Source organism: Variovorax endophyticus, assembly GCF_025376855.1.
Lineage (GTDB): Bacteria > Pseudomonadota > Gammaproteobacteria > Burkholderiales > Burkholderiaceae_C > Variovorax.
Genome location: NZ_JAHUTH010000032.1, coordinates 72131 through 88666, shown reverse-complemented (window position 1 = coordinate 88666; position 16536 = coordinate 72131). Strand labels below are relative to the sequence as shown.

Sequence of the window (16536 nt, the reverse complement as noted above, 5' to 3'; positions counted from 1 at the left end):
AAGAAGGAGACAGGCATGAAACTGAAATCGCTCGCTCTGACCGCCGCACTGGTGGCCGGCACCCTCGGCACCGCGCTGGCGCCCTCGCTCGCACAGGCCCAGGCCAAGGAGCAGTTCTTCCCGCTGCTGGTCTATCGCACCGGCCCCTACGCGCCCAACGGCACGCCCTGGGCCAACGGCAAGCAGGACTACATCAAGCTGGTCAATGCGCAAGGCGGCATCAACGGCGTGAAGATCTCCTACGAAGAGTGCGAGACCGGCTACGCCACCGACAAGGGCGTGGAATGCTACGAGCGCCTCAAGGGCCGCCCGGGCGTCGCGCTGTTCGACCCGCAGGCCACCGGCATCACCTTCGCGCTGACCGACAAGGTGCTGACCGACAAGATCCCGCTGATCACGCTGGGCTACGGCCTCGCGGCCTCGCAGGACGGCGGCGTGTTCAAGTGGAACTTCCCGCTGATGGGCAGCTACTGGACCGCGGCCGACATCCTGATCCAGCACATCGGCAAGAAGGAAGGCGGCCTCGACAAGCTCAAGGGCAAGAAGATCGCGCTGGTCTATCACGACTCGCCGTTCGGCAAGGAACCGATCCCGCTGCTGCAGGAGCGCGCGAAGCAGAATGGCTTCGAGCTCTCGCTGATCCCCGTGACCGCGCCCGGCGTCGAGCAGAAGTCGGCCTGGCTGCAGGTGCGCCAGCAGCGTCCCGACTACGTGCTGCTGTGGGGCTGGGGCGTGATGAACTCCACCGCGCTGAAGGAAGCCGTGGCCACGGGCTACCCGCGCGAGAAGATGTACGGCGTGTGGTGGGCCGGCGCCGAGCCCGACGTGAAGGACGTGGGCGCGAATGCCAAGGGCTACAACGCGCTGGCGCTCAACACCTCGGGCACGCAGCCCAAGGTGATCCAGGACATCCTCAAGCAGGTGCACGAGAAGGGCCAGGGCACGGGCCCGAAGGACGAGGTGGGCTCGGTCCTCTACACGCGCGGCGTGATCATCCAGATGCTGTCGGTCGAGGCCGTGCGCCGCGCGCAGGAGCGCTTCGGCAAGGGCAAGGTCATGACGGGCGAGCAGGTGCGCTGGGGCTTCGAGAACCTCGCGCTCGACCAGAAGAAGCTCGACGCGCTGGGCTTCTCGGGCGTGATGCGTCCGGTGAGCACCTCGTGCCAGGACCACATCGGCTCGACCTGGGCGCGCGTCCACACCTGGGACGGCGCGCAATGGGGCGGCATGTCGGACTGGTACCAGGCCGACGAGCAGATCATCAAGCCGATGGCGAAGGCAGCGGCCGACAAGTACGCCACCGAGAAGAAGCTCACGCGTCGCGACGCGGCCGACTGCCAGAGCTGACGCTCTGGCAGGTGCCACCGGTCGACGGCACTCTCCCCCTACCCCCTCCCGCCAGGCGGAAGGGGGCCTGCCTCCCCTGCACGGGAGGCGATATCCGCAAAGGCATCGCTTCGTAGATGCATGTCTTTGCGGATGTCCGAAAGAACACCATGAGCCAACCCAACATCCTTCTCGACGTCAACGGCATCGAGGTCATCTACAACCACGTGATCCTGGTGCTCAAGGGCGTGTCGCTGACCGTGCCCGAGGGCGGGATCGTGGCGCTGCTGGGCGGCAACGGCGCGGGCAAGACGACGACGCTGCGCGCGGTGAGCAACCTGCTCGCGGGCGAGCGCGGCGCGGTCACCAAGGGCACGATCGAATTGCGCGGCGAGCGCATCGAGGCGCTGTCGCCGGCCGAGCTGGTCAAGCGCGGGCTGATCCAGGTGATGGAAGGCCGCCACTGCTTCGCGCACCTGACCATCGAGGAGAACCTGATGACGGGCGCCTACACGCGCACCGACGGCAAGGCCGCGGTGCAGCAGACGCTCGAGAAGGTCTATGCCTATTTCCCGCGCCTGAAGACGCGGCGCACCTCGCAGGCGGCCTACACCTCGGGCGGCGAGCAGCAGATGTGCGCGATCGGCCGCGCGCTGATGGCCAACCCGACGATGGTGCTGCTCGACGAGCCCTCGATGGGCCTGGCGCCGCAGATCGTGGAGGAGGTGTTCGAGATCGTGAAGGACCTCAACGCCAAGGAACGCGTGACCTTCCTGCTGGCCGAGCAGAACACCAACATGGCGCTGCGCTACGCCGACTACGGCTACATCCTCGAGAACGGCCGCATCGTGATGGACGGCGCGGCGCAGAGCCTGCGCGAGAACGAGGACGTGAAGGAGTTCTACCTCGGCGTGGGTGGGGCGGATCGCAAGAGCTTCCGGGATGTGAAGAGCTACAAGCGGCGCAAGAGGTGGCTGGCTTGATGTGTTTGCCTACTGCTTGCGTGTGGGGACGGGCTCGCGCCGATGGGGTACTCCCCTCCGCGAATGTCCCCCGCCTTCGGCTCCTCCTTTATTTCGCTGCGGGGAGTACCCCATCGACGCGAGCCGGGACGCAATCGTTGTTGAACCGCCGGCACCACCGCAGCGCCCACGTGCACAGGGCAGTGGGTGCTTCCCGCAGCGAAATCAAGGAGGAGCCCGAAGGGCGGGGGACATTCGCGGAGGGAAGTACCCGCTGTCCTGTGCACGCGCCCCGGACGCCCCTCTCGAAGCAAGACAGCAGAAATCCGAATTGAACAGATTGAAGGGTACGGACATGACCGACCACTACGACGCACTAGAGATCCGCGACCCTGCCGAACGCGAACGCGACCTGCTGGCCGCGCTGCCCCGACAGATCACCCAGGCCCAGACCGCCGCGCCCGCCCTCTCGAAGATCCTCGACGGCATCAAGGCCGCCGACGTCACCACGCGCGAGGCCCTCGCGAAACTACCGGTCACGCGCAAGTCGGAACTGCTCGAACTGCAGAAGCAAGGCCGCGAGAACGACCCCTTCGGTGGCTTCTCGGCCATTGCGCGCGGCACCCGCATGCCGCGCGTGTTCGCGAGCCCCGGCACCATCTACGAACCCGAGGGCGAGGCGCGCGACTACTGGCGCACCGCGCGCGCGCTGCATGCCGCGGGCTTTCGCAGCGGCGAGCTGATCCACAACAGCTTCAGTTATCACATGACACCGGCCGGCTCCATCATGGAGAGCGGCGCGCGCGCCGTCGGCTGTACCGTGTTCGCGGGCGGCACCGGCCAGACCGAACAGCAGCTCGAGGCCATGGTCGACCTCAAGCCCGAAGGCTATGCCGGCACGCCGAGCTTCCTCAAGATCCTGCTCGAGAAGGCCGAGGAGAAGGGCCAGAAGCTGCCCTGGCTCACCAAGGCCCTGGTCTCGGGCGAGGCCTTCCCGCCGAGCCTGCACGACTGGATCGCCGCGCGCGGCGTGAAGGGCACCCAGTGCTACGCCACCGCCGACCTCGGCCTCATCGCCTACGAGACCAGCGCGCGCGAAGGCCTGGTGCTCGACGAGGGCGTGCTGGTCGAGATCGTGCGCCCCGGCACCGGCGACCCCGTGCCCGACGGCGAGGTCGGCGAGATCGTCGTGACCACCTTCAACCCCGACTATCCGCTGGTGCGCTTCGGCACCGGCGACCTCTCGGCCGTGCTCGCGGGCACCTGCCCCACGGGCCGCACGAACAAGCGCATCAAGGGCTGGCTCGGCCGCGCCGACCAGACCACCAAGGTGCGCGGCATGTTCGTGCATCCCTCGCAGGTGGCCGACATCGCGCGGCGCTTTCCCGAGATCCAGCGCGCGCGGCTCGTCGTGTCGGGAGAGATGGGCGACGACCAGATGAACTTCCGGCTCGAATGCGCGGGCGCGCCCGAAGGCCTGGTGGTGCGCATCGCGGAGGCCGTGCGCGAGGTGACCAAGCTGCGCGGCACCATCGAGCTGGTGGCGCCCGGCAGCCTGCCGAACGACGGCAAGGTGATCGAGGACGCGCGCAGCTACAAGTAGCGCCGGTACAACCGGCGCGTCATCGCGCGCGCCAGCAGCACCGTGAGCGCCGCGTAGAGCGCGATCAGCACGACCATGAAGCCGGCCATCGCGCCGATGCCCTGCAGCGCCTGGACCGCGCCCACCGCGAGCGCGAACCAGAGGAACGCGAAGGCGATGCAGCCCAGTTGCACCAGTACGAAGCTCAGCAGCGCGGCCGACACCGCGCGGAACGGGCGCACCGGCCACAGGCCCGGGCGCGTGCCCAGCCAGCCGCCCCAGACCGCGAGCGCGCAGGCCACGACCGGAGGCAGGGCCCAGGTCAACAGCAACGCCCAGGGCCCGCCGTCCTGCGAGGCGCCGGCCCAGCGCGCCGCCGCGAGCGCGCTCCAGACCTGCAGCGACGCGAACAACGCCCCCACCAGCAGCGCCACCGCCGCGCGCGGCGAGGCACCGGCCGGCACCGTCGAGACCTCGTCGGGCGCGCGCGCATCGAGCGCCTCGGCCGCCGCCGAGCGGCTGCGGCGCAACGCGAAGCGCGCCGCGAGCCAGAGGCCCAGCACCAGCACCGCGAGCTGCACCAGCGACTGCAGCAGTGCCGCGAGTCCCAGGCTCAGGCGCGGCATCGCTCCGCCCAGCGCCTCGGCATAACGGCCGCCCGGCATGAACATCAGCTGCAGCTCGTAGAACAGCGGCGTGAGCGCGAGGTGGTTGAGCACCAGCACCAGCAGCCAGGCCCCGCCGAAACGCAGCCGCGCGCCGCCCGACAGCGCCACCCGCGGCACGCCCAGCCGCTCGAGCGCCTGGCGGCCGTGGCTCCAGGCCAGGCCGCCGATCAGCGCCCACGACATCGCCGTGCTCGCGGCCAGCAGGATCCACACGCCGGCCTGCGCGTAGGCGCGGCGGATCTGCGCCGCATCGTCGGTGCCCGGCAGCAGCAGCATCGCCATGTTGCCCGCGAGCAGCACGGCATCGAGGCCGACCGCGATCAGCGCGAAGTCGCGCGGCAGGCGCAGCGCGCGGGCATGGGCGGGGTCGGCGGTCGTCATCGGTCGGTACGTCGTGTCGCTGGAAATGGAAGACAGTCGCCACGAGCGTATCGGAGGACGGCGGGACCGCCGTGTAGGCTCAGTGCGCGAGTGCGGGTTCCCGCGCGGCGGGTTCGGGCCCCACGTAGACCGACTGCGGCCGGATCAGCCGCCCCTTCTGCACCTGCTCGCGCGCATGCGCGAGCCAGCCCGCTGTGCGACCGGCCGCGAACACGCAGGTGAAGCTCTCGCGGCCGAAGCCCAGCGCCTCGAGCAGCAGCGCCGTGTAGAACTCGACATTGGTCTCGAGCGGCCGGTCGGGTTTCTTCTCGCGCAGGATCGCGAGCGCGGCCTGCTCCGCGGCCTCGGCCAGCGCGAAGCGCGCGGCATCGACCCCGCCCTCGGCGCTGAGCCGCTTCAGCGCGCCCTTGAGCGCATCGGCGCGCGGATCGCGCACGCGGTAGATGCGGTGGCCGAAGCCCATCAGGCGCTGGCCCTCTGCCACGGCTGCCTCGAGCCAGGCGCGCGCATGGGCCGCGCTGCCGATGGCGTCGAGTGCATCGAGCACCGGCCCGGGCGCGCCGCCATGCAGCGGCCCCTTGAGCGCGCTGATGCCCGCGAGCACCGCCGAGGCCAGGCCCGCGCCGGTGGAGGCCACCACGCGCGCCGCGAAGGTCGAGGCATTGAGGCCGTGGTCGCAGACGGTGACGAGGTAGGTGTCGAGCGCCGCCGCCTGCGCCGCCGTGGGCGCGCGGCCATGCAGCATGCGCAGCATGTCGGCCGCGTGGCCCAGGCCTTCGTCGGGCGCGAGCGCCGGCACGCCGAGCCGCCAGCGCATCACCGCGCCCGTATAGACCGCCGGGCCCGCCAGCAGGCGCAGCGCGGTCGCGAGGTCGTCGCCGTCGGGCAGCCGCGCGAGCAGCGCGCGCACGGCCTCGATCGGCGGCAGGCGGCGCAGCTGCGCCTCGTCGCCGGGCTGCAGCCGTTCGAAGGCCTCGCGCCGCGCGCGCCCCAGCGCGACGCGCAGGCTGGCGGCATCGGGCGCGCGTTCGAAGAAGCCCTCGAACAGCGCGGCCGCCACGTCCTCGAACTGCCAGCGGCGCGCGATCTCGTCGAGCGTGTGGCCGCGGATCACCAGCCGGCCCGCCGCGCCATCCACCTCCGACAGCACGGTGTGCGCCGCCACCACGCCTTCGAGTCCATCGTCGTTCATCGTTTCATGCTCCATTCGTGTTCACGATGCGGACGATTCTGGCGCCGCTAACATTGACGTCAATCTTGATCCATTCCATCAACATGACCCGCTCCTCGCCCTGGCTTCCCGCCGCCGAAGCGCTCGCCCTGATGCAGGTGCGGCCCCAGACGCTCTATGCCGGCGTGAGCCGCGGCCGCATCCGCGCCAAGCCCGATGCCGCCGACCCGCGGCGCAGCCTCTACCACCGCGACGACGTGCAGCGGCTCGCGGCGCGCGCGCAGGGGCGGCGCAGCAGCGAGGCGGTGGCGAGCGAGGCGATCCAGTGGGGCGAGCCGGTGCTGCCCTCGGCCGTGTCGACCGTGGCCGGCGGGCGGCTCTGGTACCGCGGGCAGGACGCCTGCGCGCTGTCGATCGGGGCCACGCTCGAGGACGTGGCGGGCCTGCTGTGGGAATGTGCGCCGCCGCGCCTGTCTTCCTCCGGTGAGGCCACCGAGCGCGACGGCTTGCCAGCGCTGCAGGCGGGCCTGCGCGCGCTCGCACTGCGCGCGGCGATCGACCCGCCCTCGCGCGGCCGCTCGCCGCAGGCCTTGCGCGCCGAGGCCGCCGAGGTGGTGGGCACGCTGGCCGATGCGCTGATCGGCAAGGTGCCGGCGAGCGCCGCCGCGCAGCCGCTGCATGCGCGCCTCGCCGCGGCCTGGCGCCGCCCGCGCGCGGCAGCGCAATTGCGTCGTGCGCTGGTGCTGCTGGCCGATCACGAACTCAATGCCTCGACCTTCGCGGCCCGCGTCACGGCTTCCACCGGCGCCTCGCTCGCGGCCTGCCTGCTGACCGGCCTCGCGACCCTGACCGGCCCGCTGCATGGCGGCGCGGCGCGCGCCGTGCAGGCGCTGGTGCGGCAAGCCGAGCAGTCGAGCGCCGACGCGGCCGCGCGCGAGTGGCTCGCGCACGACCGGCCGCTCGCGGCCTTCGGCCATCCGCTCTATCCGGCCGGCGATGTGCGCTGCGCCGCGCTGCTCGAGGAACTCGAACTGCCGCCGGCCTTCGCGGCGCTGCGCGAGGCCGGCGAGCGCCTCGTGGGCGAGCCCGTCAACATCGACTTCGCGCTGGCCGCGCTCGCGGCCGTGCACAAGCTGCCGGCCGATGCGCCGCTGGTTCTGTTCGCGCTCGCGCGCAGCGTGGGCTGGACCGCGCACGTGCTCGAGCAGGCGGCCACGGGCCACCTGATACGGCCGCGGGCGCGCTACACGGGGCCGGCCGTCGCGCAGGACTGAAGCGCGGCCTCAGTGGTGCTGCAGCGCCGCCTCGTGCGCCAGCTCGAACAAGCGCACCATCTCGCGATTGAAGGCCGGCAGGTCGTCGGGCTTGCGGCTGGTCACGAGCTCATGGTCGACCACGACCTCCTGGTCGCTCCAGCGCGCGCCCGCGTTGCGCAGGTCGGCGCGCAGCGAGGGCCACGAAGTCATGCGCCGGTCCTTCACGCCGCCGGCATCGATCAGGGTCCAGGGCCCGTGGCAGATCGCCGCGATCGGCTTGCCGGCCTCGACGAAGGCGCGCACGAACGCGACCGCCTTCTCGTCGATGCGCAGGGCATCGGGGTTGACGACGCCGCCGGGCAGCAGCAGCGCATCGAAGTCGTCGGGGTTCGCCATCTTGAGCGGCACGTCGACCTCGAAGGTGTCGGCCGGATCGTGGTGCTTCCAGCCGCGCACGCTGCCGTCGAGCGGCGAGACGACCTGCGTTCTCGCGCCCGCGGCCTCCAGCGCCTTGCGCGGCTCGGTCATCTCGACCTGCTCGAAGCCGTCCGACACGAGGATCGCGACCGTCATTCCGTCCAGTGAAGAGGTGGTGATGGTGGGCATGGTGAATCACTCCTTGGGTGGGTTTCTCGAGGCAATGAAACTTCACCCTAGGCCCGAGCCATGCACGCCGCATCGGCCGGTGCCGGCCCCCTTTGTCGGACAGTTCGACGGCAGGCAACCTCCGCTTACCAGTTCGTGGAGATTGCGCGTATCCGTTGAATGGATTGCTGGCGCGCCGCCGTCGACGCCCCTCGCGCTCACAGCGCAGGAATCACTTCAACGATTGCGTTCTCCGTTGGAACACGTTTCACGGCTCCGGATTCAGGGTCGTAGAGGATGAGCACCTTGCTCAAGGCAAAGACAACACGCCCTTTGACTTGAAGGTCGCCTTCGGTGAAGGTAACGGATACGCATTGCACGCCAATTTCGGTGCTTCCTTGATCCGGCTTCGACTGCAACTCCAGGCGTCGGGCTCGATTTGCAAGGGAAACACATTTCTCCGGCGCGACGACGAAGTTGTCGATGTGCGTCTTGCCGGCAGACATTCCTACGATGGGAACAATCGTGAGCATCGCCGCGGCAACAAGGATCAGCACGACGCCGAGCAACATCACCAGTGGAGCGATCAGAATGCTGACCGGCATCCACCACGTCTTGTTGATGACGTATCGAACATCACTGACTTCCTGCTTCCGACTCTTCTGCTTCGTGGAACGTCGAGTGAAGATCTTTCTCTTGCGATAGAGATAGAGGACGACCAGCGCTATCAGCCAACCCGTGAAAAGCATGCCCAATGCATATCTGGTTTCCCAGAGGGTTTTCTTATAGAAGGCGAAGGTCCCAAGAGCTTCGAATCCCTTGGTGACAACCTGCAAGATGACCCAACTCGAAAGATCCAACATATCCATCGTTGAATCGATCAATTGCGCTCTTGGCATTCCGAATCGAGCTTCCGTCGCCAGCGCAACGCCGTAGCCCAACAGTGAAAGAACCACACCTACGAATGATGCGATCGCAAGAAAGCGCCCAATGAACGCAGAGAGGCCGATTTCCGAATCGTCACTCGCCTCTCTTCCTCGCGATTGCGCCTCCTCCTCTTGATTGCGCGTGACGCTACCTGCCTGCGCCACCCCTTTTTGCGAATCCACTCTGTTGTTCATCGATTGGCCCTCCCAAGCCTCGCATGTCCGCCCAAATCAGGCAGTTCTGCGAGTTTGCCAATCGACGACTCATCTGCAACCTATTCTTTGGCTACTTGTCCAATCCCGCGAGACAGACGTACTTGACCTCGAGGAAATCGTCGAGCCCGTACTTCGAGCCCTCGCGCCCCAGCCCCGACTGCTTGACGCCGCCGAACGGCGCCTCGGCGGTCGACACCAGGCCGGTGTTGACGCCCACGATGCCCGACTCCAGCGACTCGGCCACGCGCATGATGCGGCCGATGTCGCGGCTGTAGAAGTACGCGGCGAGGCCGAACTCGGTGTCGTTGGCCGCGGCGACGGCCTCCTCCTCGGTGTCGAAGGCGAAGATCGGCGCCAGCGGGCCGAAGGTCTCCTCGCGCGCGAACAGCATGTCGGCGGTGGCGCCGCCGATCACGGTGGGTTCGTAGAACAGGCCGCCGAGCGCATGGCGCTTGCCGCCGGCCAGCACCTGCGCGCCCTTGGCCACGGCGTCGGCCACGTGCTCCTCGATCTTCTCGACCGCCTTGGCATCGATCAGCGGGCCCTGGTTGACGCCGGCCTCGGTGCCGTCGCCGACCTTGAGCGCCTGGACCCTGGCCACCAGCTTCTGCGTGAAGGCCTCGAGCACGCCGCGCTGCACGTAGAGGCGGTTGGCGCAGACGCAGGTCTGGCCGGTGTTGCGGTACTTCGACACCATCGCGCCCTCGACGGCCGCGTCGATGTCGGCATCGTCGAACACGATGAAGGGCGCGTTGCCGCCGAGCTCGAGCGAGAGCTTCTTGATGGTGTCGGCCGACTGCTTCATCAGCGTGCGGCCGACCTCGGTGGAGCCGGTGAAGGTGAGCTTGCGCACGATCGGGCTGCGCGTCATCTCGCCGCCGATCTTGCTGGCCGAGCCGGTGAGCACCGACAGCAGGCCCTTGGGCACGCCCGCGCGCTCGGCCAGTTCGGCGAAGGCCAGCGCCGAGTACGGCGTCTGCGTGGCGGGCTTGACCACCATCGCGCAACCCGCGGCCAGCGCGGGGCCGGCCTTGCGCGTGAGCATGGCGGCCGGGAAGTTCCAGGGCGTGATGGCGGCCGTCACGCCCACGGGCTGCTTGAGCGCGAGGATGCGGCGGTCGGCCTGCGGCGCGGGAATGGTGTCGCCGTAGACGCGGCGCGCCTCCTCGGCGAACCACTCGATGAACGAGGCGGCATAGGCGATCTCGCCGCGGCTCTCGGCCAGCGGCTTGCCCTGCTCGGTGGTCATGATCAACGCGAGGTCGTCGACGTTGGCCAGCATCAGGTCGTTGAGCTTGCGCAGGATCGCCGAGCGCTCCTTGGCGGGCAGCCGGGCCCAGCCCTTCTGGGCCTTCTCGGCGGCCGCGATGGCGCGCTCGGTTTCGGCCGTGCCGCACATCGGCACGGTGCCGATGGTCTCGCCGTTGGCGGGGTTGGTCACCGCGACGGTGGTGCCGTCGTCGGCATCGATCCAGGCGCCGGCAACGTAGGCCTGCTGGCGCAGCAGGGTCGGGTCTTTGAGTCGAAGGGCGGGCATCGGGCAGGGTCTCCGGGTCGTCGTTGCTGAAAGGGGAAACGACGAGGGGACCACGCCCGGGCCCGGGCCGCAAGCCGTGCGCGCCAAATCCGCGCGTGCGGCTCGGGTTTGAAGACCTACTTGCAGCTCGCGGGCAGGGCCTTCTCGGCCAGGCCCTCGCCGGCGCCGCAGGTCCAGCGCAGGCCGTCGCCGGCGGGCGCGGGCTCCATCAGCAGCGTGCCGCGCGCGGTCTGCACCTCGACCACCATGGTGTCGCTGTCGAGCCGCAGCGCGGTGCCGTCGGACAGGGTGTCGCTCAGCCCCGCGGCCTCGAGGCTCTCGGGGATCTCCTCCTTCTCGCGGTAGTACTCGGCGAGCGCGAGGCGCACCGGCGCGCCGTTGGCCCAGGCCTGCGCGACCACCGCGCGCGATTGGTACTCCTGGTAGGCGGGCAGCGCCACCGCGGCCAGGATGCCGATCACGGCCACCGTCACCAGGATGCCGAGCGCGCCGCCGCCGGCGCGCCCCGCGTAGGGCACGAACAGGCCCAGCAGGTAGGCCGCGGGATTGCGCTCGGGCAGGCGCGCGGCCGGATCGATGGCGCGCGCCACGCGCTTGGTGAGCCAGGGGTAGCCGCCGACCACCTCGTGGAACGAGCCCCAGAAGCCGGCATTGGCGCGCGACTGCGCCGCATAGGCGTTCATGTCGACGTTGCGCCACTGGTGCGCGCCGGCGGCCAGCGCCAGCAGCGCGCGCGGCGCGGAGTCGAGCTGCTCGCAGCAGGCGGCGCCGTGCAGGTCGCAGGTGTATTCCTTGGCGCGCGCATAGGCCGCGCCCAGCAGCGGCAGCCACAGCACCGGCGCGCGCCAGAAGTGGCCCGTGAGGTGCTTGCGCCGGATGTGGCCGAGCTCGTGGCCGATGTAGAAGTTGATGCCGTCGGGCTGCGGCTCCATGGCGTCGACCACGTCCGACAGCAGGATCACGAAGTCGCGGCCGAGGAAGCGGGTGGCGAAGGCGTTGAACATGCCGTCGCCGTGCAGCAGGTAGGCCTCGGGCGGCTTGGCGATGCCCAGGCGCGCGCAGCAGGCCTCGAAGCGCGCGTTGAGCTCGGGCAGCTGGGTCGGCGAGAGCTTCACGCCGGTGCCCTTGATCCAGGCGATCAGCGCCGAGTGCGCGAAGCAGTAGCCGATGAAGCCCATCAGCAGGTAGAGCAGCAGGATGCCGAAGGTGCCCACCAGCAGGGCCAGCCAGACCAGCAGGCCGAGCACGAGCGTGATCGCGCCGAGCGTGCGCTCGCGCGGATAGACCAGAGGATCCATGTGTGTTTTCCCTTCTTTTGTCGCGGCCCGGCGGGCCGCACCGTCGTTGCGGCATGCGCGCCCCCCATGGCGCGTCTCCCAGGGAAACATCATGCCCGAGCCGCGCGGCGCGACGGTGGCGCCCCTCCTTCCGCAGGAGCCTCTTCCCGCATCGCCGTGTGGACTAGGGCTTGTGGGGATTCGTCAGCGCATGGTCAGCCTTTAAGATCGCGCCCGCTTTCAATTTCCCTTCATTCCTTTTTCCTCTTCCGGGGGTCCTCTCCATGAAAAAACTGCTAGCCCTGACGGCGATCGCCGCTGTTGCCATCGGCGCCCACGCCCAGGACTACCCGAGCGGCAAGCCCATCAGCATCGTGGTGCCCTTCGCCGCCGGCGGCCCCACCGACCGCGTCGCGCGCGACCTGGCCGAGGCGCTGCGCAAGCCGCTGGGCGGCGCCAGCGTGGTGATCGACAACGTGCCCGGCGCGGGCAGCTCGATCGGCGCGGCCAAGGTGGCGCGCGCGGCACCGGACGGCTACACGCTGCTGCTCAACCACATCGCGATGTCGACCATCCCGACGCTGGTGCGCAACGTGCCGTTCAAGGTCGAGAGCGACTTCGAGTACCTGGGCATCATCAACGACGTGCCGATGACGCTGATCGCCAAGCCCAGCCTGCCGGCCAACAACTACAAGGAACTGACCGACTGGATCGCCGCCAACAAGGGCAAGATCAACCTCGGCAACGCGGGCGTGGGCTCGGCCTCGCACCTGTGCGGCCTGCTCTACCAGAGCGCGATGAAGACCGAGATGACGCCCGTGCCCTACAAGGGAACGGCTCCGGCCATCACCGACCTGATCGGCGGCCAGATCGACCTGCTGTGCGACCAGACCACGAACACCTCGCCGCAGATCGAGGGCAAGAAGGTCAAGGCCTATGCCGTGACCACGCCCAAGCGCCTGACGGTGCCGCTGCTCAAGGACCTGCCCACGCTGCAGGAGTCGGGCCTGAAGGACTTCCAGGTCACGATCTGGCACGGCCTGTACGCGCCCAAGGGCACGCCGGCACCGGTGCTGAAGAAGCTCAACGACGCGCTGAAGGTCGCGCTCAAGGACCCAGACTTCCTGAAGAAGGAAGAAGCGCTGGGCGCCGTGGTCGCGGTCGATGGCCGCATCGAGCCCGATGGCCACAAGAAGTTCGTGCAGGCCGAGATCGCCAAGTGGAGCCCGATCATCAAGGCCGCCGGCGTCTACGCCGACTGAGCGCCGATCGCTTCGCAGAAACAGAAAAGCCGCCTGGCCCTTCGCGGGGCCAGGCGGCTTTTTCATGGCCGCTCGTGCGCCGTCAGGGCTGGGTCACGGTCCAGAGCTCGAAGCTGCGGCGCTGGTCGACCAGGCGCGGCGTGCGCGCGGTGAACACGAAGTTGCTGATCGAGGTGCCCTGCGCGTACTGGCGGTTGCTGCCGGTGCCCGGCGCGCAGTGGGTGTCCTGGGCGCCCGAGGGCTGGCAGTAGGCGATCACCTTGCGCAGGTTGGAGCGCAGCGTCACGCTCTCGCTGTAGCGCACGGTGTTGCCCGGCGCGCGGCCGAAGATGCCCAGCGAGATCGGCGCATAGGCACCAGAGGGAACGCTCCAGCCGTCGGTGTTGCCGGCGGCGCTGAAGTCCACGTTGTTGGACGAGGGGTCGTTGGGATCGATGGCCGGGAACACCAGGCCGCGGCCGGTGTTGCGGGTCTCCTCGAGCAGTTCGGCGCGCAGCGCCGGCGTGAGCTCGACCAGCGCGGCCGCGCGCGCCTCGGCGATCGTCGGCACGCGCGAGAAGGTGCGCGCGTACTGGACCACGTTGGGCCGCTCGGGGTCGACATGGAAGAACTCGAGGCGCCACACGGCCTGGTCGGGCAGCGCGGCGAGCTGAGCGTCGGTGAAGGCCGGTGCGGCGAACAGGTTGCCGCTGTCGATGTCGGACGGACTGCCGGCCTGCGTGGCGTCGCGGTATTGCGCCGCCATGCGCCACACGGGCGAAGCCAGCGGCGTGCCGCCCTGCGAGCCGTCGGCCGTGAGCACCAGCGTGGTGATGCTGCCGTTGGGCACCAGCACCAGCGAGCGGCCCGGCAGCGCGGTCGAGGTCGCCACCACCTTCGAGAACAGCGGGTTGCCCTGCGCGTCGCGCCGGTTGTCGACGCTGACGGTGTAGCCGACCGAATGGAACACCAGGTTCTGGTGCTTGAGGAAATCCTTCATGTCCAGGTGCGGCCGCACGCTGGCGCGGTAGGCGTTCTCGTTGCCGACCAGCTTGAGCGCGCCGCCGACGATGCGCGCGTTGAAGACGTCGTTGTCGGTGTTGCCGAGCACGTCGGTCCAGCGGTAGGTGAGCGCGACATCGCCGTTGGCGTAGAAGTACTCGAAGTTGCCGCGGTCGTGCTTGAGGTTGGTCGGGCCGGCGCGGAACAGGCTCTCGAAGGAACGGCGCGCGCCGCTCTCGACGCGGCCGATGCGCGCGCCGAACGAGACGAAGTTGGCCGGGTCGTCGCCCACGAACAGCGTGCGGCAGGCCGGAGCGACCACGTTCGACGCGTCGCCGTAGGCATTGCCGTCGCCGTTGACGGTGCTGTTCACGCGCTGCGCGAGCGGCAACGCATAGCAGGCGTTGAGGCGCTCGAGCAGTGCCTGCACCATCTGCGGCGTGGGCGGCTGCTGCACGGCCTCGGCGGAGATCGCCGGCAAGGGTTCGATCCGCGCATCGCCGCTGCGGAACACCAGCGACACCGGCGCGCTGTCCTCGCCGGCCGGCAGCGACTTGACGGTGATCTCGATGCTCGCGGCGCTGCCGTCGGGGCGCACCGAGACGCTCAGGGTGTCGAGCACGCGGTCCTGGCCGGTGCCGTCGGCGCTGAAGGCGCCGCCGATCGGATCGATGGTGGTGCCCAGCGCGCTCAGCAGCGGCTGCAGCGCATCGAGCAGCTGCTTGACCTGCGCGCCGATCGTGCCGGCCGTGACCGTGCCGGCGTTGGCCTGCACCGCCTCGAGCAGCTTCGCGGGATCGCCGCCGGGCGCGAGCCGCGACACCACCACGGTGGTCAGCGGCGTGACGTTGGCGGTGCCGGTGGCGCTGCTCGCGGTGGTGCTGTAGAGCACGAGGTCGTCGCGCACCGCCTGGATCACCAGCGGCGCCTTGGTGCCCGCGGGCAGCGTGCAGCTGTAGCGGCCGTCGTCTCCGGTGCGGACCTCGCAGACCTTGGCGCCGGTCTGGTCGAACACGGTGAGCGCGGCGCCCGCGAAGGGCGCGCCGGTGGCGGCCGTGCCGCTGAGCGTGGTGGTGGATGCGGCCGGCGGCGTGGTGCCGCCGCCGGAAGAGGAGGGCGGGATGAAGCCGAAGCCGCCGCCGCCGCCCCCACCACCGCCGCCGCAGGCGGCGAGCAGCGCGAGGGTCATCGCGGACAGGGCCAGGGGGATTCTTCGCACGGGCAGGGACATGGTCGAGCTCCTCTCTCTCTTGGTGTTGTCGGGGTTGGGATGGATCGGCTCCGGTGAATCCGGAGACTGCGGAAACGATATCTTTCGTTTTCGCTCGGCGAATGGTGCAAATGCACCATTCACACATCCCGCGCCCTCCCCTGAACGGGTGATGCGTGAGCGGCGCCAGCTTCCGAAGATCGAACCCGATGAGTACTCCCGGGCTACAAGATTTCAGCGGGCTCCTGCTGCGGCTGTACCGACACGCGCACGAACTGCCGATCGACGACTTCCAGGACGCGGCGCTGCAGCTGATCAAGCCGGTGCTGCCCTTCGACTCCTGCATGTGGGGCACGGCCTCGCGCGGCACGGCCGGCATCGACATCCACACGCTGCACCTGCACAACCAGTCGATGGAGATGATCGAGAGCTACGAGCGCGTGAAGCACCTCGACACCGCGGCCGCCGAGGTCGCGCGCCGCCCGCGCACCACGCTGGCCTTCAATGCCGACGCCTGGTTCTCGGGCCGGCACCAGGGCGCGCTGCGCGAGCACGGCCGGCGCCACGAGCAGGCCAACTTCTTCATCACCTCGGACGTGAATGCCGCGAGCGGGCTGGTGCACTGGATCACGCTGTTCCGCGCCGACGCCGAGGCCCATGGCACGCCCGAGGAGACGCAGCTGCTGTCGGCGCTGGCGCCGCATGCGATGCAGGCGCTGTCGCTCAACCGCATCGTGCACCTCGACCGGCTCGAGGCCCCGCTGGGCGGCACGCCCGGCGGCTCGGCCATCGGCGACCTGCACGGCGTGCTCTACCACGCCGACAGCGCCTTCGAGGAACTGCTGCGCCGCGAATGGCCGGGCTGGCACGGCCGCACGCTGCCCGGCGCGATGCTCGAGGCCTTCCTGCAGGGGCAGCCGCGCTATGCGGGCCGCGCCCTCGTCGCGAGCCACCACGTCGAGCAGCGGCTGCTGTTCCTCAAGTGCCGCGCGCGCTGCCGCGCCGACGACCTGACGCCGCGCGAGCACACCATCGCGCAACTGGTGGCGCGCGGCAACACGCACAAGGAGATCGCGGCGATGCTGCACCGCGCGCCGGCCACGGTGCGCAACCACATCCAGTCGATCTACGAGAAGCTCGAGGTCGGCAACGTGGCCGGCCTGATCCAGGAACTGGGCCGCGCCGGCTGAACGGCG

At 69.6% G+C, this 16536-nt stretch carries 13 protein-coding genes; 6 read left to right on the top strand and 7 right to left on the bottom strand.

Translation table 11 applies throughout. The features are described from left to right. The first annotated feature begins 15 nt into the window (after positions 1-15). From KV106_RS32315 to KV106_RS32305, 3 genes are all read left to right on the top strand, one after another. Positions 16-1347: an ABC transporter substrate-binding protein gene (locus KV106_RS32315; RefSeq protein ID WP_057597142.1), complete on the top strand. Its 1332-nt coding sequence runs from the start codon at positions 16-18 to the stop codon at positions 1345-1347. 149 nt (positions 1348-1496) lie between these two features. Beyond that, on the top strand, positions 1497-2309 hold the full coding sequence (locus KV106_RS32310; RefSeq protein ID WP_057597143.1) for an ABC transporter ATP-binding protein: 813 nt from the start codon (positions 1497-1499) through the stop codon (positions 2307-2309). A gap of 334 nt (positions 2310-2643) precedes the next feature. Beyond that, the gene (locus KV106_RS32305) at positions 2644-3891 is read left to right on the top strand and encodes a phenylacetate--CoA ligase family protein (protein WP_057597144.1); all 1248 of its coding nucleotides are present in this window, start codon (positions 2644-2646) and stop codon (positions 3889-3891) included. Here the strand turns inward: KV106_RS32305 and KV106_RS32300 are convergent. Together KV106_RS32300 and KV106_RS32295 are read right to left on the bottom strand one after the other, a co-directional pair. Next, positions 3882-4919 carry a hypothetical protein gene (locus KV106_RS32300; RefSeq protein ID WP_261215414.1) on the bottom strand — a complete coding sequence of 346 codons (1038 nt, stop codon included), beginning with the start codon at positions 4917-4919 and terminating at the stop codon, positions 3882-3884. The two genes, KV106_RS32305 and KV106_RS32300, sit on opposite strands and share 10 nt — an antisense overlap. A 79-nt stretch (positions 4920-4998) precedes the next feature. After that, on the bottom strand, positions 4999-6111 hold the full coding sequence (locus KV106_RS32295; RefSeq protein ID WP_261215412.1) for a citrate synthase/methylcitrate synthase: 1113 nt from the start codon (positions 6109-6111) through the stop codon (positions 4999-5001). An 83-nt stretch (positions 6112-6194) separates the two neighbouring features. On the opposite strand from KV106_RS32295, the gene KV106_RS32290 reads away from it, so the two are divergent. Beyond that, positions 6195-7364, top strand: a complete 1170-nt coding sequence (locus KV106_RS32290) for a citrate synthase (RefSeq protein ID WP_261215410.1) — start codon at positions 6195-6197, stop codon at positions 7362-7364. A gap of 9 nt (positions 7365-7373) precedes the next feature. Here the strand turns inward: KV106_RS32290 and KV106_RS32285 are convergent, their stop codons facing one another. The 4 genes from KV106_RS32285 to KV106_RS32270 all read right to left on the bottom strand — a co-directional run bounded on the left by KV106_RS32285 (position 7374) and on the right by KV106_RS32270 (position 11908). Further along, the gene (locus KV106_RS32285; protein WP_057597703.1) at positions 7374-7952 is read right to left on the bottom strand and encodes a type 1 glutamine amidotransferase domain-containing protein; all 579 of its coding nucleotides are present in this window, start codon (positions 7950-7952) and stop codon (positions 7374-7376) included. A 197-nt stretch (positions 7953-8149) separates the two neighbouring features. After that, entirely contained in the window at positions 8150-9052 is a 903-nt protein-coding gene (locus KV106_RS32280) for a hypothetical protein (RefSeq protein ID WP_261215407.1), read from the bottom strand. Between the two features lie 91 nt (positions 9053-9143). Then, positions 9144-10610: an NAD-dependent succinate-semialdehyde dehydrogenase gene (locus KV106_RS32275; protein WP_057597704.1), complete on the bottom strand. Its 1467-nt coding sequence runs from the start codon at positions 10608-10610 to the stop codon at positions 9144-9146. Between the two features lie 116 nt (positions 10611-10726). After that, positions 10727-11908, bottom strand: a complete 1182-nt coding sequence (locus KV106_RS32270; RefSeq protein ID WP_261215405.1) for a M48 family metallopeptidase — start codon at positions 11906-11908, stop codon at positions 10727-10729. A 263-nt stretch (positions 11909-12171) separates the two neighbouring features. Between KV106_RS32270 and KV106_RS32265 the strand changes: the two genes are divergently transcribed. Next, positions 12172-13149: a tripartite tricarboxylate transporter substrate-binding protein gene (locus tag KV106_RS32265; RefSeq protein WP_261215403.1), complete on the top strand. Its 978-nt coding sequence runs from the start codon at positions 12172-12174 to the stop codon at positions 13147-13149. A gap of 82 nt (positions 13150-13231) precedes the next feature. Here the strand turns inward: KV106_RS32265 and KV106_RS32260 are convergent, their stop codons facing one another. After that, on the bottom strand, positions 13232-15361 hold the full coding sequence (locus KV106_RS32260) for a carboxypeptidase-like regulatory domain-containing protein (RefSeq protein ID WP_261215401.1): 2130 nt from the start codon (positions 15359-15361) through the stop codon (positions 13232-13234). 188 nt (positions 15362-15549) lie between these two features. On the opposite strand from KV106_RS32260, the gene KV106_RS32255 reads away from it, so the two are divergent. Continuing rightward, a complete protein-coding gene (locus tag KV106_RS32255) occupies positions 15550-16530 on the top strand; it encodes a response regulator transcription factor (protein WP_057591244.1) in 981 nt (326 codons plus the stop codon). Positions 16531-16536: the final 6 nt, after the last annotated feature.

Excerpts from the sequence above, each read along its gene's own strand:
- KV106_RS32315 (WP_057597142.1), top strand. The coding sequence starts at position 16 with ATGAAACTGAAATCGCTCGCTCTGACCGCCGCACTGGTGGCCGGCACC.
- KV106_RS32310 (WP_057597143.1), top strand. The coding sequence starts at position 1,497 with ATGAGCCAACCCAACATCCTTCTCGACGTCAACGGCATCGAGGTCATC.
- KV106_RS32305 (WP_057597144.1), top strand. The coding sequence starts at position 2,644 with ATGACCGACCACTACGACGCACTAGAGATCCGCGACCCTGCCGAACGC.
- KV106_RS32300 (WP_261215414.1), bottom strand. The coding sequence starts at position 4,919 with ATGACGACCGCCGACCCCGCCCATGCCCGCGCGCTGCGCCTGCCGCGC.
- KV106_RS32295 (WP_261215412.1), bottom strand. The coding sequence starts at position 6,111 with ATGAACGACGATGGACTCGAAGGCGTGGTGGCGGCGCACACCGTGCTG.
- KV106_RS32290 (WP_261215410.1), top strand. The coding sequence starts at position 6,195 with ATGACCCGCTCCTCGCCCTGGCTTCCCGCCGCCGAAGCGCTCGCCCTG.
- KV106_RS32285 (WP_057597703.1), bottom strand. The coding sequence starts at position 7,952 with ATGCCCACCATCACCACCTCTTCACTGGACGGAATGACGGTCGCGATC.
- KV106_RS32280 (WP_261215407.1), bottom strand. The coding sequence starts at position 9,052 with ATGAACAACAGAGTGGATTCGCAAAAAGGGGTGGCGCAGGCAGGTAGC.
- KV106_RS32275 (WP_057597704.1), bottom strand. The coding sequence starts at position 10,610 with ATGCCCGCCCTTCGACTCAAAGACCCGACCCTGCTGCGCCAGCAGGCC.
- KV106_RS32270 (WP_261215405.1), bottom strand. The coding sequence starts at position 11,908 with ATGGATCCTCTGGTCTATCCGCGCGAGCGCACGCTCGGCGCGATCACG.
- KV106_RS32265 (WP_261215403.1), top strand. The coding sequence starts at position 12,172 with ATGAAAAAACTGCTAGCCCTGACGGCGATCGCCGCTGTTGCCATCGGC.
- KV106_RS32260 (WP_261215401.1), bottom strand. The coding sequence starts at position 15,361 with ATGTCCCTGCCCGTGCGAAGAATCCCCCTGGCCCTGTCCGCGATGACC.
- KV106_RS32255 (WP_057591244.1), top strand. The coding sequence starts at position 15,550 with ATGAGTACTCCCGGGCTACAAGATTTCAGCGGGCTCCTGCTGCGGCTG.